This window comes from Pseudomonas sp. B2M1-30, assembly GCF_025447575.1.
Lineage (GTDB): Bacteria > Pseudomonadota > Gammaproteobacteria > Pseudomonadales > Pseudomonadaceae > Aquipseudomonas > Aquipseudomonas botevensis.
Genome location: NZ_JAOEJT010000001.1, coordinates 456,716 through 480,765, shown reverse-complemented (window position 1 = coordinate 480,765; position 24,050 = coordinate 456,716). Strand labels below are relative to the sequence as shown.

Annotated in this window: 22 protein-coding genes and 1 pseudogene; 12 read left to right on the top strand and 11 right to left on the bottom strand. The window is 60.7% G+C overall.

Annotation, left to right across the window (positions count from 1 at the left end; translation table 11 throughout):
- Positions 1-45: 45 nt before the first annotated feature.
- The 5 genes and pseudogenes from argB to ltrA form a co-directional block, all read right to left on the bottom strand.
- Positions 46-951, bottom strand: a complete 906-nt coding sequence (gene argB / locus N8H74_RS02210; RefSeq protein ID WP_262146033.1) for an acetylglutamate kinase — start codon at positions 949-951, stop codon at positions 46-48.
- A 17-nt stretch (positions 952-968) separates the two neighbouring features.
- Positions 969-2,372: pseudogene (locus N8H74_RS02205) on the bottom strand (phosphomannomutase/phosphoglucomutase); the annotation flags it as partial.
- Positions 2,373-2,596: 224 nt separating this feature from the next.
- Entirely contained in the window at positions 2,597-3,052 is a 456-nt protein-coding gene (gene dut, locus N8H74_RS02200) for a dUTP diphosphatase (protein WP_217829228.1), read from the bottom strand.
- A gap of 5 nt (positions 3,053-3,057) precedes the next feature.
- The gene (coaBC, locus tag N8H74_RS02195) at positions 3,058-4,266 is read right to left on the bottom strand and encodes a bifunctional phosphopantothenoylcysteine decarboxylase/phosphopantothenate--cysteine ligase CoaBC (RefSeq protein WP_217829630.1); all 1,209 of its coding nucleotides are present in this window, start codon (positions 4,264-4,266) and stop codon (positions 3,058-3,060) included.
- Between the two features lie 164 nt (positions 4,267-4,430).
- Positions 4,431-6,116 (bottom strand): group II intron reverse transcriptase/maturase, encoded by a 1,686-nt coding sequence (gene ltrA, locus N8H74_RS02190; RefSeq protein ID WP_217829229.1) that lies wholly within the window; start codon positions 6,114-6,116, stop codon positions 4,431-4,433.
- Positions 6,117-7,248: 1,132 nt separating this feature from the next.
- On the opposite strand from ltrA, the gene radC reads away from it, so the two are divergent.
- Complete coding sequence (gene radC, locus N8H74_RS02185) at positions 7,249-7,923, top strand: DNA repair protein RadC (RefSeq protein WP_217829230.1); 675 nt, start codon at positions 7,249-7,251, stop codon at positions 7,921-7,923.
- A 64-nt stretch (positions 7,924-7,987) separates the two neighbouring features.
- Here the strand turns inward: radC and N8H74_RS02180 are convergent, their stop codons facing one another.
- Positions 7,988-9,574 (bottom strand): ABC transporter substrate-binding protein, encoded by a 1,587-nt coding sequence (locus N8H74_RS02180; protein ID WP_262146031.1) that lies wholly within the window; start codon positions 9,572-9,574, stop codon positions 7,988-7,990.
- 444 nt (positions 9,575-10,018) lie between these two features.
- On the opposite strand from N8H74_RS02180, the gene rpmB reads away from it, so the two are divergent.
- Positions 10,019-10,252 (top strand): 50S ribosomal protein L28, encoded by a 234-nt coding sequence (gene rpmB / locus N8H74_RS02175; protein ID WP_003177273.1) that lies wholly within the window; start codon positions 10,019-10,021, stop codon positions 10,250-10,252.
- A gap of 11 nt (positions 10,253-10,263) precedes the next feature.
- Positions 10,264-10,419: a 50S ribosomal protein L33 gene (gene rpmG, locus N8H74_RS02170; RefSeq protein ID WP_003177274.1), complete on the top strand. Its 156-nt coding sequence runs from the start codon at positions 10,264-10,266 to the stop codon at positions 10,417-10,419.
- A 98-nt stretch (positions 10,420-10,517) separates the two neighbouring features.
- On the opposite strand, the gene N8H74_RS02165 is transcribed toward rpmG, so the two are convergent.
- Entirely contained in the window at positions 10,518-10,880 is a 363-nt protein-coding gene (locus N8H74_RS02165; protein WP_217829232.1) for a cupin domain-containing protein, read from the bottom strand.
- 238 nt (positions 10,881-11,118) lie between these two features.
- Here N8H74_RS02165 and N8H74_RS02160 point away from each other — a divergent pair, with 238 nt between their 5' ends.
- Together N8H74_RS02160 and N8H74_RS02155 are read left to right on the top strand one after the other, a co-directional pair.
- Positions 11,119-12,612, top strand: a complete 1,494-nt coding sequence (locus tag N8H74_RS02160) for an aldehyde dehydrogenase (RefSeq protein WP_262146030.1) — start codon at positions 11,119-11,121, stop codon at positions 12,610-12,612.
- Positions 12,613-12,796: 184 nt separating this feature from the next.
- Positions 12,797-13,942, top strand: coding sequence for an MFS transporter (locus tag N8H74_RS02155; RefSeq protein WP_262146029.1), 1,146 nt, complete (start codon positions 12,797-12,799; stop codon positions 13,940-13,942).
- A gap of 5 nt (positions 13,943-13,947) precedes the next feature.
- On the opposite strand, the gene N8H74_RS02150 is transcribed toward N8H74_RS02155, so the two are convergent.
- Both N8H74_RS02150 and N8H74_RS02145 read right to left on the bottom strand, forming a co-directional pair.
- Positions 13,948-15,516, bottom strand: a complete 1,569-nt coding sequence (locus N8H74_RS02150) for a phospholipase D family protein (RefSeq protein WP_262146028.1) — start codon at positions 15,514-15,516, stop codon at positions 13,948-13,950.
- Between the two features lie 60 nt (positions 15,517-15,576).
- On the bottom strand, positions 15,577-16,998 hold the full coding sequence (locus N8H74_RS02145; protein WP_217829236.1) for a PLP-dependent aminotransferase family protein: 1,422 nt from the start codon (positions 16,996-16,998) through the stop codon (positions 15,577-15,579).
- Between the two features lie 179 nt (positions 16,999-17,177).
- Here N8H74_RS02145 and N8H74_RS02140 point away from each other — a divergent pair, with 179 nt between their 5' ends.
- Complete coding sequence (locus N8H74_RS02140; protein ID WP_262146026.1) at positions 17,178-17,423, top strand: DUF1127 domain-containing protein; 246 nt, start codon at positions 17,178-17,180, stop codon at positions 17,421-17,423.
- A 55-nt stretch (positions 17,424-17,478) separates the two neighbouring features.
- On the opposite strand, the gene N8H74_RS02135 is transcribed toward N8H74_RS02140, so the two are convergent.
- Positions 17,479-18,789, bottom strand: coding sequence for an FAD-binding oxidoreductase (locus tag N8H74_RS02135; protein ID WP_262146025.1), 1,311 nt, complete (start codon positions 18,787-18,789; stop codon positions 17,479-17,481).
- A gap of 146 nt (positions 18,790-18,935) precedes the next feature.
- On the opposite strand from N8H74_RS02135, the gene N8H74_RS02130 reads away from it, so the two are divergent.
- On the top strand, positions 18,936-19,289 hold the full coding sequence (locus tag N8H74_RS02130; protein ID WP_262146024.1) for a YkgJ family cysteine cluster protein: 354 nt from the start codon (positions 18,936-18,938) through the stop codon (positions 19,287-19,289).
- A gap of 29 nt (positions 19,290-19,318) precedes the next feature.
- Here N8H74_RS02130 and N8H74_RS02125 read toward each other — a convergent pair whose 3' ends face one another.
- Positions 19,319-19,807, bottom strand: coding sequence for an Lrp/AsnC ligand binding domain-containing protein (locus tag N8H74_RS02125; protein WP_003206849.1), 489 nt, complete (start codon positions 19,805-19,807; stop codon positions 19,319-19,321).
- A 155-nt stretch (positions 19,808-19,962) separates the two neighbouring features.
- Here N8H74_RS02125 and dadA point away from each other — a divergent pair, with 155 nt between their 5' ends.
- The 5 genes from dadA to N8H74_RS02100 all read left to right on the top strand — a co-directional run bounded on the left by dadA (position 19,963) and on the right by N8H74_RS02100 (position 23,998).
- Positions 19,963-21,267, top strand: a complete 1,305-nt coding sequence (gene dadA, locus N8H74_RS02120) for a D-amino acid dehydrogenase (protein ID WP_217829240.1) — start codon at positions 19,963-19,965, stop codon at positions 21,265-21,267.
- On the top strand, positions 21,239-21,592 hold the full coding sequence (locus N8H74_RS02115; protein WP_217829241.1) for a RidA family protein: 354 nt from the start codon (positions 21,239-21,241) through the stop codon (positions 21,590-21,592). The genes dadA and N8H74_RS02115 overlap by 29 nt, the downstream gene beginning before the upstream one ends.
- 96 nt (positions 21,593-21,688) lie before the next feature.
- Positions 21,689-22,762, top strand: coding sequence for an alanine racemase (gene alr / locus N8H74_RS02110; RefSeq protein WP_262146023.1), 1,074 nt, complete (start codon positions 21,689-21,691; stop codon positions 22,760-22,762).
- 88 nt (positions 22,763-22,850) lie between these two features.
- Positions 22,851-23,399 carry a cupin domain-containing protein gene (locus tag N8H74_RS02105; RefSeq protein WP_008086779.1) on the top strand — a complete coding sequence of 183 codons (549 nt, stop codon included), beginning with the start codon at positions 22,851-22,853 and terminating at the stop codon, positions 23,397-23,399.
- Between the two features lie 182 nt (positions 23,400-23,581).
- Positions 23,582-23,998 (top strand): c-type cytochrome, encoded by a 417-nt coding sequence (locus tag N8H74_RS02100; protein WP_217829631.1) that lies wholly within the window; start codon positions 23,582-23,584, stop codon positions 23,996-23,998.
- The last annotated feature ends 52 nt before the right edge of the window (positions 23,999-24,050 follow it).

The following is a 24,050-nucleotide window of genomic DNA, read 5'->3' as shown; positions in this document are numbered from 1 at the left end:
CCCAAAACGCGCTGGTGAGGTCTGCGGTCTTTTAACGGTTTTCTATCAGTGACGTTTGCGATTGCTGATCAGCGTACCCACACCGGTATCGGTGAAGATTTCCAGCAGGATCGCATTCGGCACGCGGCCGTCGATGATCAGCGAGCTGCCTACGCCGCCCTGGACCGCTTCCAGTGCGCAGCGGATCTTCGGCAGCATGCCGCCGTAGATGGTGCCGTCGGCGATCAGGTCGTCGACCTGCTGGGTGCTCAGGCCGGTCAGGACCTTGCCCGACTTGTCCATCAGGCCGGCGATGTTGGTCAGCAGCATCAGCTTCTCGGCTTTCAGCGCTTCGGCAACCTTGCCTGCCACCAGGTCGGCGTTGATGTTGTACGACTCGCCGTTTTCGCCGACACCGATGGGCGCGATCACCGGGATGAAGTTGCCTTTGACCAGCAGGTTCAGCAGTTCGGTGTTGATCCCGACCACTTCCCCGACATGGCCGATGTCGATGATCTCCGGCTGGGTCATCTCCGGCGTCTGGCGGGTCACGGTGAGCTTTTTCGCGCGAATCAGCCCGGCGTCCTTGCCGGTCAGGCCGATGGCGCTGCCGCCATGGCTGTTGATCAGGTTGACGATGCTTTTGTTGACCTGGCCGCCGAGGACCATTTCCACCACGTCCATGGTCGCCGCGTCTGTAACGCGCATGCCATCGACAAAGTGGCTTTCGATCGACAGACGCTTGAGCAGATCACCGATCTGCGGGCCGCCGCCGTGAACCACGACCGGGTTGATGCCCACGGCCTTCATCAGCACGATGTCGCGGGCGAAGCCGGTTTTCAGCTCCTCGCTTTCCATCGCGTTGCCGCCGTATTTGATCACCAGGGTCTTGCCGACATAGCGTCGGATGTAAGGCAACGCTTCGGACAGGACCTGGGCGGTGTGGGCGGCAGCTTCGCGTTCGAGGGTCATTCAGGGCTCCGGGTGGATCAGAACGGTAGTTGGAGATCAGGTGCAACGCGTTTCAGTTGGGCGTGGAACACATCCTTGATGCGCTGCAGTTCAGCCTCGTCATCGGCCTCGAAGCGCAGCACCAGCACCGGTGTGGTGTTGGACGCGCGCACCAGGCCCCAGCCTTTGGCGTAGTCGACCCGCACGCCGTCAATGGTGGTCAGGTCGGCGCCTGCGCCCCACTGTGCGTCGTGCAGTGCATCAATGATGCTGAATTTGCTCTCTTCGGTCACATGGATATTGATTTCCGGCGTGGAAATATCATTCGGGAAGGTCGCGAACAGCGCTTCCGCCGTGGATTTTTCCTTGCTGAGGATTTCCAGCAGCCGTGCGGCGCTGTAAATGCCATCATCGAAACCGAACCAGCGTTCCTTGAAGAAGATATGCCCGCTCATTTCACCGGCCAACAGCGCGCCGGATTGTTTCATTTTCTTTTTGATCAACGAGTGACCGGTCTTCCACATTAGCGGCCGACCGCCGTATTCCTTGATCAGCGGCACCAGGCGACGGGTGCATTTGACGTCGAAGATGATTTCCGCGTCCGGGTTGCGCGCCACCACGTCGCGGGCGAACAGCATCAGCAGGCGATCCGGGAACACGATGCTGCCGGTGTCGGTCACCACGCCGACGCGGTCACCGTCGCCGTCAAAGGCCAGACCGATGTCGGCTCCGGTTTCCTTGACCTTGGCGATCAGGTCGACGAGGTTTTCCGGTTTGCCCGGGTCCGGGTGGTGGTTCGGGAAGTTGCCGTCCACTTCGCAGAACAGCGGGATGACTTCGCAGTTCAGCGCTTCGATCAGTTGCGGGGCGATCACGCCGGCCGCGCCGTTGCCGCAGTCGACCACCACCTTCAGGCGCCGGGCGAGCTTGATGTCCTGGACGATTTCGGTGGTGTAGCGGTCGAGGATTTCGACCTGGGTCACGCTGCCCTGGCCGCTGCTCAGGTTGTTGGTCTTGATGCGCTCGTGCAGCACCTGGATCTGTTCGTTGGCAAGGGTGTCGCCGGCGATCACGATCTTGAAGCCGTTGTAGTTCGACGGGTTGTGGCTGCCGGTGAGCATCACCCCGGACTTGCCGGCCAGCACGTTGGCGGCGTAGTACAACGCTGGCGTCGGCACCAGGCCGACATCGCTGACGTGGCAACCGCTCTCGGCGATGCCGCGAATCAGCTCGGCAACCAGCTCCGGACCGGACAGACGGCCGTCGCGCCCCACGGAAACGTTCGGTTCACCCTGGGCCAGGCTCTGCGAGCCGATGGCGCGACCGATCCAGTAGGCGGTTTCGGCATTGAGGAATTCCGGCACGGTGCCGCGAATGTCATAGGCGCGGAAGATGCTGTCGGGCAGCTTTGGGGCAATCTTGGCTGGGGTGCTCATCTGCGGAAATGCTCCATCTCGAAAGTGACTGGACTCGCCGGCGACTCATTCGACGGCAGGCTCAAACTGAAGGGTATGACGGTGTTTTCCACAGAGAGTTCGTGGTGTGAAAGGGCCATGACGCCACGGCTGGCGTGGCTTTGCCCGGTCAATGCCTTGATTTTCGGCGGTAAAACTCACAGATGACAATTTGAGTTTTGTGCCGGGGAGCAAGCTCCTCGGCACAACGATCACTTGGTGCCGGAATGACCGAAACCACCGGCGCCGCGCTCGGTTTCGACGAATTCCTCAACCATCTCGAAGTGCGCCTGCACCACCGGCACCAGCACCAGTTGTGCCAGACGCTCGCCGACCGGCATGGTGAATTCGCTCTGGCCACGGTTCCAGCAGGACACCATCAACGGGCCCTGGTAGTCGGAGTCGATCAGGCCGACCAGGTTGCCCAGCACGATGCCGTGCTTATGGCCCATGCCGGAGCGCGGCAGGATCAGCGCGGCGAGGTTCGGGTCGCCGATGTACACCGACAGGCCGGTGGGGATCAGCACGGTTTCACCCGGTTTGATCACGATGTCCTGTTCCAGCATGGCGCGCAGGTCGAGGCCGGCGGAGCCTGGCGTGGCGTATTGCGGCAGCGGGAATTCGGTGCCAATGCGTGGGTCGAGGATCTTGGCTTGCAAAGCGTGCATGTAAATTAAACCTGGTTCAGACGTTCGGCGATAAAAGTGACCAGTTGGCGAGCGATCTTGCTCTTGCTGGTCTGGGCGAAAACCGTGGCATGAAGCGCACGGTCGATGACGCTGCAGGCGTTTTCCTCGCTGTTGAAACCGATGCTCGGATTGGCGACGTCGTTGGCGACGATCAGATCGAGGTTCTTGTCCTTCAGCTTGCGTGCAGCGTAGTCGAGCAGGTGTTCGGTCTCGGCGGCGAAGCCGACACTGAACGGACGGTCGGGACGGGTGGCGATGCTCGCCAGGATGTCCGGGTTGCGCACCATTTGCAGGACGAAGCCGTCACCGCTCGTAGGGTCTTTCTTGAGTTTTTGTGGGGCGACGACTTCCGGACGGTAGTCCGCGACCGCCGCCGAGGCGATGAAGATGTCGCAAGGGATCGCGGCTTCACACGCGGCGAGCATGTCGCGGGCGCTGACCACGTCGATGCGTGTGACGCGATCCGGGGTCGGCAGATGCACCGGGCCGCTGATCAGTGTGACGCGGGCGCCGGCTTCCACCGCCGCTTCGGCCAGGGCGAAGCCCATTTTTCCGGAGCTGTGGTTGGTGATGTAGCGCACCGGGTCGATGTTTTCCTGGGTCGGGCCGGCCGTAATCACCACATGCTTGCCGGTCAGCGCCTGACGCTGGAAGCAGTCCGCCGCGCATTGCGCCAGGTCGGTGGCTTCCATCATCCGGCCCATGCCGACGTCGCCGCAGGCCTGGCTGCCGGAGGCCGGGCCGAAGGTCTTCAGGCCACGACTTTCAAGGAGTTGCAGGTTGGCCTGGGTCGCCGGGTCGCGCCACATGGCCTGGTTCATCGCCGGGGCCACGGCGACGATGGCGTCGGTGGCCAGCACCAGGGTGGTCAGCAAATCATTGGCAATGCCCTGTGCCAGACGGGCGAGCAGGTCGGCGGTGGCCGGGGCGATCAGCACCAGATCGGCCCATTTCGCCAGCTCGATGTGGCCCATTGCGGCCTCGGCGGCCGGGTCGAGCAGATCGAGGTGAACCGGGTGGCCGGACAGCGCCTGCATGGTCAGCGGGGTAATGAATTCACTGCCGCCACGGGTCATGACCACGCGCACTTCGGCACCCTGGTCGATCAGGCGGCGAACCAGATCGGCGCTCTTGTAGGCAGCAATGCCGCCGCCGACGCCCAGAACGATGCGTTTCCGATACAGCCGCTGCATAGGTCTGCCTTTCATTTCGTTGGTGACAAGCATGGCGAAACCCCCTCCCCATGGTGAATTCGCCCGCAAAAGTCGGGTAGCCCCATTCCATTGCTGGAATGAGGCCCCCTAAGAACCGTACGTGCGCCTTTCAGCGCATACGGCTCAAGCCTTGCAAAACCTCATCAAGAGGCCGGTTTGTTCACTGTCAAACCCAATGCATGGAGTCGCTGGTGACAAACTGGGTGCAATAATACTCGATTGCTTAGAGAGTCGTTACCGCCGTGTGTACGGTAGACAATGTGATGATCATGCCATCCCGTTACTTTGGAAATCGACTGCTCACATAGAGCACACTTTCCATTCTGACTTCGGAACAAACTGAGAATCTGCGTACGATATTTCAGCTTTTTCAGCATCCGCTCCATACGCAGTTTCTCGCCCATCCCTTCCATTGAAGGGTCGAAGGGGTTGTATCCTCCGCTGACTTTTCGGTGACGCTCAATGGGTGTAGCGGCTATAGAGTACAGCTTGAGAGGCATCTGCTCTCCCTTGCTGTTTGTTACTGTTTTGGCGAATACCCAGCTTTTCTGCGCCTGTGCGGGGAAATATTTTCCTTTCACCCAGGTTGCGTCCTTGTTGGGATGTCGCCGTTTGGCCCAGCGCCAAAGCGCGAAGTTAATCACATGGTCCATTCGACTGTACGCTTGCTTGGCGACTACTGGCTGGTGATATAACGCCCAGCCTCGCAGTATCGGGTTCAGCAATCGAATCAGATCCTCTTGCCTAACCGTCTTGTTGGTGCTGATGACCTCCTTCACCTTGCGATAGAACGTTTGTACGTTTTTCTTGCTTGGCTTGATCAGGAGCTTCCCGGAGTACTTGCGGAAATTCCATCCCAGAAAGTCAAAGCCTACGTCTATGTGTGCCACACGGGTTTTCTCGGGTGACAACTGCAGTCCTCGCACAGCGAGGAACTGCTCAACCCAAGGTTTGATCTCATTTTCCAGCATCTCTTTCGATTCTCCGGTAATCACAAAATCGTCCGCGTAACGCACCACATTGATTTTCAGCTTTTTGGCTTTCGTCACGCCCAGATGTTGCTTGAGCTGTGCTTCCAGACCGTCCAGCGCCATGTTTGCCAAGGTAGGCGAAATGATTCCGCCTTGTGGCGTACCGGCATCCGTTGCCTGAAGCTGGCCTTTATGTATCACTCCAGCTTTCAACCATTTCCGAAGGATCGCTTTGTCCGTAGGGACGTTGGCGATCAGCCAGTCATGGTTGATGTGGTCAAAGCAGCCTTTGATGTCCGCTTCCAATATCCATTGGGCCGAAACCTTTTTGGATAAGCATACGAACAGCTGTCCCATCGCATCCGCCGTCGAACGTTCAATCCGAAAGCCATAGCTGTTCGGATCACCTGTGGTTTCTGCAATGGGCGCCAAGGCCAGCAAATACAGCGCTTGCATGGCCCTGTCAGTCATGGTTGGAATGCCCAGAGGGCGTTCTTTCCCATTCGATTTCGGGATAAAAACCCGCCGTAGAGGCCGTGGTTTATATCCGTGGCGCTTTAGTCCATCTACCGCTTTCCATTTGGCATCGGGTGTGTCCCAGAGCACGCGATCGACTCCCGCCGTGCGCTTGCCCTGGTTTTCAGTGACTCTTCGAACGGCCAAGTATCTGGCCGAACGAGAGCGGGTCAGCATCCGCTGAAGGGTTTTCACCCGACGTTGGTTGCCTTCTCGACAAGCCTTCGCAATCCGTACCTGTATTGCCCGAACATTCCGCTGAACGCGACACCAGTCGATGTCATGCCAACTTTGCGGAACGTCGGATGGCGCAGACACGGCTATAGCGCTGTGTACTAGCATGCAGCCTTCCTCTCAAATGCCCCGAGCTGAAGACGTACGCATCCCCTGACGGGGATGGACGCTCCCGTCAGGGTTGGATTAATGGGAGGCCATTACGGCTGGCCTCTTGGATCATTGAGACAGGTTCAGTCAGTGTTCATGCGACGCAAGACCACGCAGAAGTCTGCCCGGTTTCCCGTGGAGTAATGTTTCAACTCCTATCCAGACCATTACAGCCCGGCTTTCGCTTTCTCTGCGATCCCATACCCGCACAGCCAACAGATCCCCTTGCGGTTCACCTGCCCTAAGGCAGCTGTTCGGGCTTACCACGTTCCCTGCCTGTCACACGATTGGTTTAGGGTCTGCCTTTTCACCGGGAGCCTTTGTAGCGACGTATTCCCACATCCCACAGGAATAACCGGCTCCGTGCCTTTTGGCTCGAGCCTGACAGCAGTTTTGGCTCGTTCGTAGTTACGGCGTTTATCAGCAGTTCAATCATGTTTACCCGTACCAACCAGCCTAGCGCCTCAACCCGGTACTGCTCCGAGCATCCACACCCTCACCTCGCGGTGAGAGCATGCCCTGACGGGGGCTACATTGTTGGAAGAGCTTCACACCCCACCGTTACCAGTAGCGCATGTCTTCGTAGGCTATCGTTGGTCGCACAACGAGTCCGCTGCTAACTCAAAAAAGAGATAGTTGGACAATGACAGACAGAGCGTTTGCTCATGTCTCCGAGAGTTTTGGCGAAGCAGGAACTGCCGATGCAGCATGCTTAGAGAATTGTTGCCTCGTATTGCTGAGGCAGAAAATAGTCCCTGCGGGGATTATTTTCCGCAAGGTTGCGCCCTTAGAGGGGCTGGGAAAGTTAAGCACTCCAGGACCGGGGGCGCCGGTACTGAGGTCGAGCTAAGGAGTGCGATTCGACCCTGGGTTTGCCAAACCGCCGCAGCGGCTAAGTCCTTGATGGCAGTGGACTTCCGGGCAGATTTTGTTTCACAGGGCTGGGTACCTATGCTTCGGTTCTAAGAGAACCCTTCAAGATGACCTGACACCTCGAAGAAGGGAGACACGAGGATCGTGTCGCACAAGATGGGCTACGATATCACAGCGACCGCTAGGGAACAGCGGCGCCCACAGACAAGGAAAGTGTATGAGTATTCGCGATTGGCCGGCGGCGGAAAGGCCGCGGGAAAGGTTGTTGGAACAGGGCCCTGCGAGCCTTTCGGATGCTGAACTTCTGGCGATTTTCTTGCGAACCGGCGTGCCGGGGAAAAGTGCAGTCGATCTGGCGCGGCATCTGTTGAATCAGTTTGGCAGTCTGCGATTGCTGCTTGAGGCTGACCAGGAGGTATTCAGCAGGCAGTTGGGTCTGGGTCCTGCGAAGTTTGCCCAACTGCAAGCTGCTCAAGAAATGAGCAAGCGGCATCTGGCCGAGCGCTCACGACAGAAACCGGCGCTGGAAAATCCTCAGGTGGTTCGGGATTACCTCAAAGCCATGCTGCGTCATGAGCCGCATGAGGTGTTCGGTTGCCTGTTTCTGGACTCCAAACATCAGGTGCTGACCTTCGAGACGCTATTTCGTGGCTCGATCGACAACACGGCCGTCCATCCCCGGGAAGTGGTGAAGCGTGCGCTGGCGAACAATGCGGCGGCGGTGATCCTGTGCCACAACCACCCATCGGGTAACACGGATCCCAGCCAGGCCGATCGATTGTTGACCAAGCGATTGCAGAAGGCTCTGGAGTTGATCGACGTGCGGGTGCTCGATCACTTCATCGTCGGCGATGGCGAGCCGTTGTCGATGGCGGAGTGTGGCTGGATGTGAGGGTTACGCCGTATCGCTGTGGGAGCGAGCGTGCTCGCTCCCACAGGTTTTGTGTTGTGGCGGGTTACTTGATGCTGACTTTGGAATAGTCCTGACGGCCGAACGGGGAGACCGCGTAACCCTGAACGTCCTTGCGCGTCAGTGCGTAAGCCGTCGGGTGCGCCAGCGGCAGCCACAACGCCTGTTGCTGGATCTGCGCCTGTGCCTGCTCGTACAGTTTGCTGCGCACGCCTTGCTCGCTGGTGGTCTTGCCGGCGCTGATCAGCTTGTCCAGGTCGGCATTGCAGTAACGGGCGAAGTTGGTGCCGGATTTCACCGCCGCGCAGGAAAACTGCGGGGTGAGGAAGTTGTCCGGGTCGCCGTTGTCGCCAGCCCAGCCCATGAACAGCAAATCATGCTCGCCGGCCTTCGCGCGGCGAATCAGCTCGCCCCACTCGATCACGCGGATTTCCGCCTGAATGCCGATTTCCGCCAGATCCGATTGCAGCAGTTGTGCGCCGAGGCTCGGGTTGGGGTTGAGCAGGCTGCCGGACGGGCGCGTCCAGATGGTGGTCTGGAAACCGTCCTTCAGCCCGGCCTTGGCCAGCAGTGCCTTGGCCTTGGTGACGTCGTGGGCGTAACCCGGCAGGTTCTTGGCGTAACTCCAGGTGTTCGGTGGATAGGGGCCGTTGGCCGCTTCGGCGGTGCCCTCGAATACAGCCTTGAGGTAGTTGTCCTTGTCGAAGGCGAGGTTGATCGCCTGCCGCACTTCCGGCTTGTCCAGCGGCGGATGCTGGCTGTTGATGCCGACGAACGCGGTCATGAACGCGTCAGTCCTTTCCACTTTCAGTGTCGGCTCTTCCTTGGCCGCCTGTACGTCCAGCGGTTTCGGCGACAGGGCGATCTGGCACTCGTTACGCCGCAGTTTTTGCAGGCGCACGTTGGCGTCCGGGGTGATGGCGAAGATCAGCGGGTCCACTGAAGGCTTGCCGCCAAAGTAATCCGGGTTGGCTTTGTAGCGAACCGAGGCGTCTTTCTGGAAACGGGTGAAGACGAACGGGCCGGTGCCGATCGGCTGGCTGTTGAGCTTGTCCGTCGCGTTGGCTTTCAGCAGTTTGTCGGCGTATTCGGCGGAATAGATCGAGGCGAAACCCATGCTCAGGGTGGCGAGGAAGGTCGAGTCCGGGTGATCGAGGGTAAAGCGCACGGTCAGTGGGTCCAGAGCGTCGATCTTCTTGATCAGGGTCGGCAACTGCATCGATTGGGCATGGGGGAAGCCGCTCTGGGCGACTTTGTGCCATGGGTTGGCCGGATCGAGCATGCGCTCGAAGCTGAACTTGACGTCTTCGGCGGTCAGCTCGCGGGTCGGCTTGAAGTATTCGGTGGTGTGGAATTTCACCTGCGGGTGCAGCTTGAACACATAGGTCAGGCCATCGGTGCTGACTTCCCAGCTCTCGGCCAGGCTCGGGACGACCTTGCCGCTGGCGGTGTCGAAATCCACCAGGCGATTCATCAGCACGTCGGCGGAGGCGTTGGTGGTGGTCAGCGAGTTGTACTGCACCACGTCGAACCCTTCCGGGCTGGCCTCGGTGCAGACGCTCAGGGCGGCGGCGTGGGCCAGGGGGCTCAATAGTAGCGGGGCGAAGAGCAGGGGGAGGGCAGCGAGGCGCATGGTCGGCTTCCTTTACAGTCGAAGGCCCATCTGCAAGTGCAGTCTGGAAAAGGCCTACCCTAGTGGTCGCGATTGCAAATGACTATCCCCTTTTTGTATTTTGCGCCGCCGTGGCTGCAGGATTTGTCGGAAATGGCGGCGGGAAAAGTCGCTATCGCTGGGCTGGTGGATTTTCTGCGACGAATGGTCAAAATTGGCGATGGCCTTGGCCCAAGGCGCTCGCGGGCAAAAAAAGCGCCCTTTTGCCGATTGATTTCACACCGATTGTTGTTGCTCCCTGGTCTTTCTGGTATAAAGCAGCGCTCTTTTCTAGGGGCCCGGTTCCTTCACTGTAGGTGTAGCCGGTAAGACCTCTAAAGAATCGCGGCGCCTGGCGCCACAATGACTAGAGATTAAGCGGCCAACCCATGCCGGGTTGGGCATGTGGTTTTAGAGGGCTGAGGCATGTCTAGAGTATGTCAAGTTACCGGTAAGGGTCCGGTAACCGGGAATAACATTTCCCACGCAAACAACAAAACCCGTCGTCGTTTCCTGCCGAACCTGCAGCATCACCGCTTCTGGGTTGAAGAAGAGAAACGTTTCGTGCGCCTGCGCGTATCCGCCAAAGGCATGCGTATCATCGACAAGCGCGGCATCAGCGTCGTGCTGGCCGAACTTCGTCGCGATGGCAAGGTTTAAGGGAGCTAATCATGCGTGAATTGATTCGTTTGATCTCGAGCGCCGGTACTGGTCACTTCTACACTACCGACAAGAACAAGCGTACTACCCCGGACAAAATCGAGATCAAGAAATATGATCCGGTTGTTCGCAAGCACGTGATCTACAAGGAAGGCAAAATCAAGTAATTGATTTTTCCCGACTGACGAAAAAGGCCCGTATCTCAACGATACGGGCCTTTTTTGTTGCCCCGGATTCGGGTTGACCGTTCTGGCGCCGCAAATCCTCAAGCTTTCTGTTCGAAGATCACATAGATCTTGCGGCAAGCCTCCAGCACCTCCCACGTACCCCGGAAGCCGGCCGGGATCACGAAGCGGTCACCGACCCGCAGGGTCTTGGCGTTGCCGTCGTTGTCGCGCAGTACCGAAACACCCTGAAGGATTTCGCAGTATTCGTGCTCGGTATAATTTACCGTCCATTGCCCGATCGCACCTTCCCACACGCCGACGTTCATCTGCCCGCAAGGGCTGTCGTACTGGTTGAACACCGCTTGTTCCGGATCGCCCTTGAGGACCTTGGCCGGATCGGGCCGATAGCGTTCGGCTTCGCTGGTGGTCAGGCTGATGTCGACGACGTTCTGGATGTTCATTGTTGTTATCCCCTGTGAATGCGGCGCGATTGTCTGGAAAGGGCCAAAGTCTATGTTTATTAAATTGAACACCGCAAGGCTGTATGGCGACCTTATGTCAAATATATTGAAACAAACCCGGCCGCTGGTTTAGGGTGGCGGGTGCCTTGGGCCGAAAAGCAGGCTGGCCGGGCAGAATTCCCGAGGACGCTGGCGAAGATCGCGCGGCGCTCGTATTCAACAAGAGGAGGACTCTCGAATGACCACCCTGACTCGTGCCGACTGGGAACAACGCGCCAGCGACCTGAAGATCGAAGGCCGCGCTTACCTCAATGGCGAGTACACCGACGCCGTTTCCGGCGAAACCTTCGAGTGCATCAGCCCGGTCGACGGCCGTCTGCTGGGCAAGATTGCCAGCTGTGATGCCGCCGACGCCCAGCGCGCCGTGGAAAACGCCCGCGCCACCTTCAATTCCGGTGTCTGGTCGCGCCTGGCGCCGACCAAACGCAAAGCCACCATGATTCGTTTCGCCGGCCTGCTCAAGCAGCACGCCGAGGAACTGGCCCTGCTCGAAACCCTGGACATGGGCAAGCCGATCAGCGATTCGCTGTACATCGACGTACCGGGTGCGGCGCAAGCGCTGAGCTGGAGCGGTGAAGCGATCGACAAGATCTACGATGAAGTCGCCGCGACCCCGCACGATCAACTGGGTCTGGTGACCCGTGAACCCGTGGGCGTGGTCGGTGCCATCGTGCCGTGGAACTTCCCGCTGATGATGGCCTGCTGGAAGCTGGGTCCGGCGCTGTCGACCGGTAACTCGGTGATCCTCAAGCCGTCGGAAAAATCCCCGCTGACCGCCATCCGTATCGCTGCCCTGGCGGTTGAGGCCGGCATTCCGAAAGGCGTGCTCAACGTGCTGCCGGGCTACGGCCACACCGTTGGCAAGGCGCTGGCCCTGCATAACGACGTCGACACCTTGGTGTTCACCGGTTCGACCAAGATCGCCAAGCAATTGATGATCTATTCCGGCGAATCGAACATGAAGCGCGTCTGGCTGGAGGCCGGTGGCAAGAGCCCGAACATCGTGTTCGCCGATGCCCCGGATCTGCAAGCAGCCGCCGAATCCGCCGCCAGCGCCATCGCCTTCAACCAGGGCGAGGTCTGCACCGCCGGTTCGCGCCTGCTGGTCGAGCGTTCGATCAAGGACAAATTCCTGCCGCTGGTGATCGAGGCCCTGAAAGCCTGGAAACCGGGCAATCCGCTGGATCCGGCCACCAACGTCGGTGCGCTGGTGGACACCCAGCAGATGAACAACGTGCTGTCCTACATCGAGTCGGGCCACACCGATGGCGCCAAACTGGTGGCTGGCGGCAAGCGTATCCTGCAGGAAACCGGTGGCACCTACGTCGAGCCGACGATTTTCGACGGCGTGAGCAACGCGATGAAAATTGCTCAGGAAGAAATCTTCGGCCCGGTGTTGTCGGTCATCACTTTCGATACCGCCGAGGAAGCGATCAACATCGCCAACGACACGCCGTACGGTCTGGCGGCAGCGGTGTGGACGGCTGACATCTCCAAGGCGCACCTGACGGCCAAGGCCCTGCGTGCCGGCAGCGTGTGGGTCAACCAGTACGACGGCGGCGACATGACCGCACCGTTCGGCGGCTTCAAGCAGTCGGGCAACGGTCGCGACAAGTCGCTGCATGCGTTCGACAAGTACACCGAACTGAAGGCGACCTGGATCAAGCTGTAATCCGTTGACGGGAGCCTGCCCGGTCAGGCTCCCGGACAACCCAGAGATCCCTTGTGGGAGCGGGTTTGCCCGCGAATGCGGTGTATCAGTCAGCCGATGGGCTGAAGGTGCAGGCGTATTTGCGGGCAAGCCTGCTCCCACATTTGTTATGTGTGGCAAATAAATATCCACAGGAGCGTGGAACATGCGGTGGGCGACGTATTTCGCCGTGTTGGCGTCTGTCTTGAGTGTCGGCCTGGCCCTGGGGGTCAGCATGCCGCTGGTGTCGTTGCGCCTGGAGAGCTGGGGCTATGGCTCGTTCGCCATCGGCGTGATGGCCGCGATGCCGGCGATTGGCGTGTTGCTGGGGGCGAAAATTTCCAGTCATCTGGCGGCGCGGCTCGGCACAGCCAATCTGATGCGCCTGTGCCTGTGGGCCGGAGCGCTGTCCATCGGTCTGTTGGCGCTGCTGCCGAGCTATCCGATCTGGCTGGTGCTGCGGTTGATGATCGGGGTGATCCTGACCATCGTGTTCATCCTCGGTGAGAGCTGGATCAATCAATTGGTGGTCGAGCAATGGCGCGGGCGCCTGGTGGCGCTGTACGGCAGCAGTTATGCGTTGAGCCAGTTGTCCGGGCCGTTGCTGCTCGGTGTACTGGGCACCGAGCATGACTACGGCTTCTGGGTCGGCGTCGGCCTGCTGATGGTTTCGCCGTTGCTGTTGCTGGGTCGCAGCGGGGCGCCGAGCAGCGAGGCCAGCAGCGTGACCTTCGGTGATTTGTGGGGTTTCAGTCGTGAGTTGCCGGCGATTGCCTGGGCGGTGTCGTTGTTCGCTGCGTTCGAGGCGATGATCCTGACGTTGCTGCCGGTGTACTGCCTGCAACAGGGCTTCACCGCAGAAATCGCCTTGGCGATGGTCAGTACCGTGGTGGTCGGTGATGCGCTGCTGCAACTGCCGATTGGGGCATTGGCCGATTACCTGTCGCGGCGCACGTTGTTCACCGGATGCGCGCTGGCGTTGCTGCTGTCGAGCCTGGCGATTCCGCTGTTGATCGATACCTTGCTGATCTGGCCGCTGTGGGTGCTGTTCGGCGCCAGTGCCGGTGGGTTGTTCACCCTGTCGCTGATTCTGATCGGCGAGCGCTACCGTGACGATGCGCTGGTGCGGGCCAATGCGCACATCGCGCAACTTTGGGGTGTCGGCTGCCTGATCGGGCCGTTGATGGCGGGTGCGGGGAGCCAGTGGCTCACCGGGCATGCGCTGCCGTTGCTGATGGCGATCGGGGCGTTCGGGCTGGTGATTCTGGTGTCGCGGCAGGGCGCGTTTGGCACTGTCGCCGAACCTGCCTGAGGCGGCTAGAGCATCCGCTCAAGTCCCACCGTGGTGCTGAACCACGCATTGAAGCGCCGCCACCAGCTCCCGGGTTCCTTGGTCAGGATATGTTTCTGGCCATTGTCCTCGGTTTCCCAGACGATCCGCCCATCTTGTAGTTTCGCCTCGTAACTCAGCGCCGGGGCCATACCCTGCAGGGCCAGTTCGCGGACGTGGGCGGCGAGTTCCGGGCTGTCCACCAGCACGCCGACTTCGGTGTTCCACAGCACCGAGCGCGGGTCGAAGTTGAATGAGCCGATAAACGATTTCTGCCGGTCGAAGATCATCGCCTTGCTGTGCAGGCTGGAATCCGAGCCACGGAAGGACTTGCTGTAAAACACATGCGGGCCGCTGCCGAAGTTATCCCCAGGCTGGCGCCGCAGTTCGAACAGTTTCACGCCGTGCTCCAGCAACGCCTTGCGATACGGCGCATAGCCGCCATGCACCGCCGGTACGTCGGTGGCCTCCAGCGAGTTGGTCAGCAGGCTCACGGCGACTCCGGCATCGGCGCGTCCGGTCAGGTACACCAGCCCCGGCTGACCCGGCACGAAGTAGGCCGAAATCATGATCAGCTCTTTACTGACACCGTTCAGCTCCGGCGCCAGTTGCGTGGTCAGCAGCAATTGCGGATCGGGTTCATCCTTGGCCAGCACCTTGCTCGGTGCATCCCACAGCGCCTGGTTCCAGGCCCAGATCAGCTCCTTGCGCCAGATGTCCATGCGTGGCTCGGTGGTGAAGGTCATCAGTTGCTGATACAGCGCGTGATTCTGCTTGCGGGTTTCCTCCAGGGATTCTTCCAGACGTGTGCGGGTGTTCTGCAAGTCTTTCTGGGTGGGTTTGCTGGAGAGGAATTCGTCGATCGGTTTGCTGAGTGCGCTGTTCCAGTACTGGTCGAAACTGTGTCCGAGCTGTTCGGCCACCGGCCCGACGCTGAGCATGTCGATGTCGGTGAAATTCAGATTGGGCTCGGCGTCGAAATACTCGTCACCCAGATTGCGTCCGCCGACGATCGCCGCGCTGTTGTCCGCCAGCCACAGTTTGTTGTGCATGCGCCGATGTTGCAGCGACAGGTTGAACAGGCGCCCGGCGGCGCGGGTGACGCCCGTGCTGCGTCCCAGGTGCAGCGGGTTGAACAGGCGAATCTGGATCTGCGGATGTGCCGCCAGTGTGGCGATGATCAGGTCGAGGCCGTCGCTGGTGGTGTCATCCAGCAGGATTCGCACCCGCACGCCACGGTCGGCGGCTTTCAGCACTTCTTCCACCAGCATGCGGGTGCTGATGCCGTCGTGGACGATGTAGTACTGCAAGTCGAGGCTGCTTTGCGCGCTGCGGATCAGTTCGGCGCGGGCGGTGAAGGCTTCGGTGCTGTTGGACAGCAGGCGAAATCCGGACTGCCCCTTGTACGGCGCCGCCTGGCCCTGGATCGAGCGGCCGAAACTGGAGCCGGACGCGGGCAGCGCCTGGCTCGGTTCGCGCGGTGCGTCGAGGGTTGCGCAACCGCCAAGGAACGAGGCGAGTAGCAGCAGAGCGAGTAGGGGCTGTCTGAAGCTCACGTGAGATCGTTCCGATTGTCGGCGGGTGTCGGCATATGGACGCTGGTTGCTCGAGAAAAGTCAGTCGTTGTCGGCCAGCAGTCTGATCGCTGTCGCGCCGACCTTGCGCACCGCGTCTTCGATCTGCGGCGTTGGTTTGGCAGCGTAGTTCATTCGCAGGCAATTGCGGTACTTGCCCGAGGCGGAAAAAATGCTGCCGACGGCAATCTGTACGCCCTGATCGTGCAGCGCACGATTCAGTTTCAGGGTATCGAAACCTTCCGGCAGTTCGACCCACAGCATGAAGCTGCCCTGGGGACGGCTGGCGCGGGTGCCGGCCGGGAAGTAGCGGGTCACCCAGTCGATCATCACGTCGCGATTGCGCTGGTATTGCGTGCGCATCCGCCGCAAATGCGGTTCGAAATGGCCGGACTTGAGAAATTCGGCAATGGCGATCTGTGGTTGCGGTGCGGTGGAGCCGGTGCTGATGTATTTCATGTGCAGCACCCGTTCCAGATACCGGCCCGGCGCCACCCAGCCAATGCGCAGGCCCGGCGCGAGGGTCTTGGAAAATGAGCTGCACAGCAACACGCGGCCGTCCTCGTCGAAGGACTTGATCGTGCGCGGACGCGGGTAGGTGTAGGCCAGTTCGCCATACACATCGTCCTCGATGATCGCCACGTCGAAGCGCTGTGCCAGGTTGAGCAGCGCACGTTTGCGCGCCTCCGGCATGATGTAGCCGAGCGGGTTGTTGCAGTTGGGGGTGAGCTGAATGACCTTGATCGGCCATTGCTCGAGCGCCAGTTCCAGGGCTTCGAGGCTGATGCCGGTGAGCGGGTCGGTGGGGATCTCCAGCGCCTTCATGCCCAGGCCCTTGAGGGTCTGCATGGCGCCGTGAAAGCTGGGCGAGTCCACCGCGACGATGTCGCCGGGTTCGCAGATCGCATGGATGCTGGTGGACAGCGCTTCATGGCAACCGGTGGTGACCACCAGATCGCTGGCGCTCAACTGGCAACCGGAATCGAGCATCAGCCGGGCGATCTGTTCGCGCAGTTCGAGGGTGCCGTGGATGTTGTCGTAATACAGACCGGGCATGTCCTGACGGCGACTGATCCGCGCCAACCCGCGCAGCAGCGGCTTCATGGTCGGCGAACTGATGTCCGGCATGCCGCGCCCCAGTTGCACCACATCTTTACGTGGCACCGCGCGAATCAATTCCAGCACCTGATCCCACTGGGAAATCTCTACCGGCCGCTGCGCCGGACGGCCCACCGCAGGCAATTCCGGCAGTTCGCGACCGACCGGCACGAAGTACCCGGACTTGGGTTTGGGCGTGGCCAGGCCGCTGTCTTCCAGCATCCGGTAAGCCTGTTGCACCGTGCTCAGGCTGACCCCGTGCTCGACGCTCAAGGCGCGCACCGACGGCAGGCGATCACCGGGACGATAGAAGCCTTGTTCGATGCGGGTGCCGAGCAATTCGGCGAGATTTACATAAAGGGTCATGGCACTGCCTCGGTACGGATGATTCGGCAAACCGGTACAGATGCGGCAAAAATCGACAATTCAGAGTTTCGGTCGATCAATCTGTATGGAGTTAATACAGATTGGTTGAATCTGTAATGCTTTTGCTCGCCCGCGCATCATGGAATCTCTGGCTACCCAAGTAAACAGGAGCATTGAAAATGAACGGCTTGAGCGATGTGCGGCTGACGTTACACAGTCAGGAACTGGAGGCGGGGCAACAGGACAGTACGCGTAGTGAAGTCATGCGCAACGCGCCGTCCGGCCTGAGTCGCTGGGACCTGTTCTGGCATCGTCTGCACACGCGCAGGGCGTTGCGTAACCTGACGCCGGAGCAGCTCAAGGATATCGGGCTGACCCGTGAGCAGGCGCTGGAAGAAGGGTTGAAGCCGTTCTGGAGGATCTGAATCCCGGCGGACGATCGTTCCCACGCTCTGCGCGGGAACGATCAACGCAGAAACTTCAGAGCAACTCTTTGAGCCGATGCCACAACATCCCCAGGGCCAGCAACGGCGAGCGCAGATGCTTGCCGCCGGGAAAGGTGATGTGTGGCACCTTGGCGAACAGATCGAAACCGCCGCTGTGCTGGCCACTGATCGCTTCGGCCAGCAGTTTGCCCGCCAGGTGCGTGGCGTTCACGCCGTGTCCCGAGTAGGCCTGGGCGTAATACACATTCGGTTGTTCGGCGAGGCGTCCGATCTGCGGCAAGCGGTTGGCGCCGATGCCGATCATCCCGCCCCACTGATAATCGATCTTCACTGTCGCGAGCTGCGGGAACACCTCAAGCATCTTCGGCCGCATGTACGCGGCGATGTCCTGTGGATCGCGCCCCGAGTAATGACAGGCCCCGCCGAACAGCAGGCGCCGATCCGCCGAGAGCCGGTAGTAATCCAGCGCCACTCGCTGGTCGCAGACCGCCATGTTCTGCGGCAGCAGGTTGTGGGCCTGCTCTTCACTCAAGGGTTCGGTGGCGATGATGTAGCTGCCGGCGGGCAGCACTTTGCCGCTGAGCTGCTGGTTGAGGCCGTTGAGGTAGGCGTTGCAACCGAGCACCAGGGTCTTCGCCCGCACCGTACCTCGTGCCGTGTGGACGCGGACTTGCGGGCCGTAATCGATGCGGGTGACCGCCGACTGTTCGAACAGTTTGACCCCAAGCTGTTGCGCCGCCGCTGCCTCGCCCAGGGCCAGGTTCAGTGGATGCAGATGCCCGGAGCCCATGTCGATCAAGCCGCCGACATAGCGCGTGGAGCCGACCACCGTATGCATCTCATTGGCTTGCAGCAGGCGGGTTTCGTAGCGGTAGCCGAGGCTGCGCAGCTCCTCGGCATCTTCGGCGAAGCCTTCGAGGTCGCGGGGCTTGTTGGCGAGGTCGCAATAACCCCAGGTCAGGTCGCAGGGGATCTGAAAACGCTCGACACGCTGTCGGACGATTTCCACCGCTTCCAGGCCCATGAGTTTCATCTGACGCACGCCGTCGGTGCCGATCACGTTGGCGAACTGATCGAGGCCATGACCGACCCCGCGAATCAGTTGCCCGCCATTGCGACCGCTGGCGCCCCAACCGATCCTGTGCGCCTCCAGCAGCACCACGCTGAGGCCGCGCTCGGCCAGTTCCAGCGCGGTGTTCAGCCCGGAAAAACCGCCCCCGACCACGCACACGTCGGCCGTCAGCTCGCCTTGCAGCGCCGGATGATCGGGCTGCGCCAGGCTGCTGGCGGCGTAGTAAGAGGCAACGTGGGGTTGGCTCGCGGAGGCGTGGGCGCGGGCATTCATGGGCGTCATCCTGATGCGGGTGTCGAGAAAATTTGACGGAGCATAAGCCGCACGGCCGGAGGTGGGCAACATTGGTCGGCCCGTGGTGTCTGGATCGCGGCTTTTGCGGCACAATCGCCACCTGTTCCCCGTCGGTTATCGCTGCAATGAGCTGCAACAGCCAGAAAATCCGCACCCTGCGTCAGCAGATTCCCACGTTCGAATGCGTGCCGGGCTGTCACGACTGCTGCGGGCCGGTCACCACGTCGCCGGAAGAAATGGCGCGCCTGCCGCGCAAGACCCGCGCCGAGCAGGATGCGGCCATGGAAGCACTCAACTGTGTGCATCTGGGGCCGAATGGCTGCACGGTGTATGACGAGCGCCCGTTGATCTGCCGGCTGTTCGGCACCACCCAGACTTTGCCATGCCCCAATGGGCGGCGGCCGGTGGAGCTGATTCATCCTCGGGTGGAAAAGCAGGTGTTCGAGTACATGGCAGAGAATCGGCAGGTACTGGTTTAGTCAGGGGGCGCTGTTGGCGCTATCTCCTGTCAGTCCGGAATCGGCAGATTCAGGCTCTCTTTCACCTCTTCCATCACGATGTAGCTCTTGGATTCGCGCACGTGCGGCAGCTTGAGCAGGATATCGCCCAGCAGCTTGCGGTACGAGGCCATCTCGGAAATCCGCGCCTTCACCAGATAGTCGAAATCCCCTGACACCAGATGGCACTCCAGCACGTGAGGTAACTTCAGCACTGCGCGTCGGAACTCTTCGAAAGTGTCGCCGGATTTGTAGTCGAGGCTGATCTCGACGAACACCAGCAGACTACCCTTCAAGTGCTGCGGATTCAGCCGGGCGTTGTAGCCCATGATGATCCCTTCACGCTCCAGACGGCGCACCCGCTCGGTGCAGGGCGTGGTGGAGAGGCCGACCTTTTCCCCCAGCTCCGTGAAGGAAATCCGCCCGTCCGCCTGCAGGATCCGCAAGATGTTGCGGTCGATCTTGTCCAGCTCACGTTTGGTCTGAGTGTTGGTACGCATAGGGGATGCGCCTCCGTGAAAAGGGTTTTTGCCGAGAATTGTCGCCAAATATAGGCGCTTATACAGTGAAAAGCACTGGTCATTCTTTCTTACACTGCGCGCATCATTGCTCTAACAACACACGTCGGCGGCACGCCGCGATGAGGGATACAAAAATGCGCGTTATGGTCTTGGGTAGCGGCGTCATCGGTACCGCCAGTGCTTACTATCTGGCCCGTGCCGGGTTTGAAGTGGTGGTGGTCGACCGGCAGCCGGCCGCCGCCATGGAGACCAGTTTCGCCAACGCCGGCCAGGTATCGCCGGGTTATGCCTCGCCGTGGGCCGCGCCGGGCGTGCCGCTCAAGGCCATCAAGTGGCTGCTGCAACGCCACGCGCCGCTGGCGATCAAGGCCACTGCCGACATCGACCAATACCTGTGGATGGCGCAGATGCTGCGCAACTGCACCGCCAACCGTTACGCGGTGAACAAGGAGCGCATGGTGCGTCTGTCCGAGTACAGCCGTGACTGCCTCGACGAACTGCGCGCCGAAACCGGCATCGCCTACGAAGGCCGCAGCCTGGGCACCACCCAGCTGTTCCGCACCCAGGCCCAGCTCGATGGCGCGGCCAAGGACATCGCCGTCCTGAAGGAGTCCGGCGTGCCGTTCGAAGTCCTTGACCGCGCCGGCATCGCCCGCGTTGAACCGGCGTTGGCCAGTGTCACCGATATCCTCGCTGGTGCCCTGCGTCTGCCAAACGACCAGACCGGCGACTGCCAGATCTTCACTACTCGTCTCGCCGAAATGGCTGCGAATCTGGGTGTGGAATTCCGTTTCGACCAGAACATCCAGCGCCTCGACTACGCCGGTGACCGCATCAACGGCGTGTGGATCGATGGCAAGCTGGAAACCGCCGACCGCTACGTGCTGGCGCTCGGCAGCTACTCGCCGCAACTGCTCAAGCCGCTGGGCATCAAGGCGCCGGTGTACCCGCTCAAGGGTTACTCGCTGACCGTGCCGATCACCAACCCGGCGATGGCCCCGACTTCGACCATTCTCGATGAGACCTACAAGGTCGCGATCACCCGTTTCGACAACCGCATCCGCGTCGGCGGCATGGCGGAGATCGCCGGTTTTGACCTGTCGCTGAATCCGCGTCGGCGCGAAACCCTGGAGATGATCGTCAACGACCTTTATCCTCAGGGCGGCAATCTGGCCGAGGCCAGCTTCTGGACCGGCCTGCGTCCGACCACCCCGGACGGCACCCCGATCGTTGGCGCGACCCCGTTCAAGAATCTGTTCCTGAACACCGGTCACGGCACGCTCGGCTGGACGATGGCATGCGGCTCCGGTCGTCTGCTGGCTGACCTGATGGCGAAGAAAAAACCGCAGATCAGTGCCGAAGGCCTCGATATTTCCCGTTATGGCTACAAAGCCCAGGAGTCCGCGAAACATGGCAATCCAGCGCCAGCTCACCAATGAGCGCATGAGTCAGATCGTCAGCCACAATGGCACGGTGTATCTGGCCGGGCAGGTCGGCGATGACTTCAATGCCGGGATTGAACAGCAGACCCGCGATGTGCTCGCCAATATCGAGCGGCTGCTGGATCTGGCCGGCACCGACAAGCGCCATCTGCTGTCGGTGACCATCTACCTGAACGACATCGAGGCGCACTTTGCCGGAATGAACTCGGTGTGGGACCAGTGGTTGCCCAAAGGCGCTGCCCCGGCCCGCGCCACCGTCGAAGCGAAGATGGCCAAGCCGGACATCCTGGTTGAAATGTCCGTGGTCGCCACGCTGCCATAACCGGTTTTCACAAGATCCTCTCCCGGCGCTGTTGGCGGTTCACGCCGTCAGCCAGCGCCGGTTTTTATTCCCATGACCGCCTAGAAGTCTGCCGCCATGCGTCCTGCCCGTGCCCTGATCGATCTTCAAGCCCTGCGTCACAACTACCGTATCGCCCGTGAAGTCACCGGTGCCAAGGCACTGGCGGTGATCAAGGCCGATGCCTACGGCCATGGCGCGGTGCGTTGCGCCCAGGCGCTGGAGGCCGAGGCCGACGGTTTTGCCGTGGCCTGCATCGAAGAAGCCCTGGAGCTGCGCGCCGCTGGCATTCGCGCGCCGGTGCTGCTGCTCGAAGGCTTTTTCGAGGCCGATGAGCTGGCGCTGATCGTTGAGCACGATTTCTGGTGTGTCGTGCATTCGCTGTGGCAGCTCGAGGCAATCGAACAGGCTGCGTTGAGCAAACCGATCACGGTCTGGCTGAAGCTCGACTCGGGCATGCACCGCGTGGGTCTGCACCCCAAGGATTACCCGTCGGGTTATCAGCGGCTGCTGGCCAGCGGCAAGGTGGCGAAGATTGTCCTGATGAGCCACTTCGCCCGCGCCGACGAACTGCACGAGCAGAGCAGCGCCGATCAGGTTGCAGTGTTCGAGGCGGCGCGTCAGGGCCTGGCCGCCGAAGTCAGCCTGCGCAACTCGCCGGCCGTGCTGGGCTGGCCGCAGATTCCGAGCGACTGGGTGCGCCCGGGGATCATGCTCTACGGTGCCACGCCGTTCGAAGAAGCCAACGCTGTGGCCGAGCGCCTGCAGCCGGTGATGACCCTCGAATCGAAAGTCATCAGCGTGCGCGAGCTGCCGGCCGGTGAGCCGATCGGTTACGGCTCACGGTTCATCACCGACAAACCGATGCGCATCGGGGTGGTCGCCATGGGTTACGCCGACGGCTATCCGCGTCAGGCACCGACCGGCACGCCAGTGCTGGTGGCCGGCAAACGCAGCCGCCTGCTGGGCCGGGTGTCGATGGACATGCTGTGCATCGACCTCACCGACGTGCCGGAAGCCGGCCTCGGTTCGACCGTCGAGCTGTGGGGCAAAAACATCCTCGCCAGCGACGTGGCGAAGTGGGCAGACACCATTCCGTACCAGATTTTCTGCAACCTGCGCCGGGTGCCAAGGCTCTATTCCGAGGGCTGAAGCCGCTGCGGGGGCCAAGTGTTGTAAATACTGAACGCTGTCGCCATGATAACGCTCAATATTTCTACAACATCAGGAGGCTCCCGCCTTGGACGTCGGTGAACGACTGCAATCGATCCGCAAGCTCAAAGGGCTTTCCCAGCGTGAACTCGCCAAGCGCGCGGGCGTCACCAACAGCACCATTTCGATGATCGAAAAGAACAGCGTCAGCCCTTCGATCAGTTCGCTGCGCAAGGTGCTGGGCGGGATTCCCATGTCCATGGTCGAGTTCTTTTCCGAAGAGATCCTGCAGGAAGTTCCGACCCAGATCGTCTACAAGGCCAACGAGCTGATCGACATTTCCGACGGCGCCGTGACCATGAAACTGGTCGGCCGCGCGCACCCGAGCCGGGCCATCGCGTTCCTCAATGAAATCTACCCGCCGGGCGCTGACACCGGCGAGGAAATGCTCACCCACGAAGGCGAGGAAACCGGGATTCTGGTGGAAGGGCGGCTGGAACTGGTGGTGGGTCTTGAAACTTTTATTCTCGAAGCCGGCGACAGCTACTACTTTGAAAGTACCAAGCCGCATCGTTTCCGCAATCCGTTCGACTTGCCTGCGCGACTAATCAGCGCAGCCACGCCGGCGAATTTCTAAACCAAGAGGCGCCAGGCCACTACGGCGAAGGTGTCCAGACTGTTTGACCGATGCGCAACAAGACCCCTTTAACTTTGGGGTTGTTTCAGTGTGGCGGGCTTACCGCTATACTTGCGCCCGCCTGCGAACCGTGGCCGCAGGCGTGAATAGCCACCATTGAGGGTGAACGCGTGAACCTAATTATGAAAATGCTGGCCGCACCAGCAACCGTACTGGCCCTCTGGGCTGTCAGCGCTCAAGCTGCGACGAATGACGACATTGCCAAACGTCTCGAGCCCGTCGGCCAGGTGTGTGTTCAGGGCAAAGAGTGCAAGGGGATGGAGGTGGCCGCGTCTGCCGGCGGCGGTGGTGGCGCCAAGACGCCTGATGAAGTGATTGCCAAACATTGCAACGCTTGCCACGGCACCGGCCTGCTGGGTTCGCCGAAAATCGGTGACACCGCGGCGTGGAAAGAACGCGCCGATCACCAGGGCGGCCTCGACGGCATCCTGGCCAAGGCCATCACCGGCATCAACTCCATGCCGCCAAAAGGCACCTGCGCCGATTGCTCCGATGCCGAGCTCAAAGGCGCGATCGAGAAGATGTCCGGCCTGAAATAAGCCGCGCTTCTGACGAAAAAAACCGTCTTCGGACGGTTTTTTTGTGCCCGCG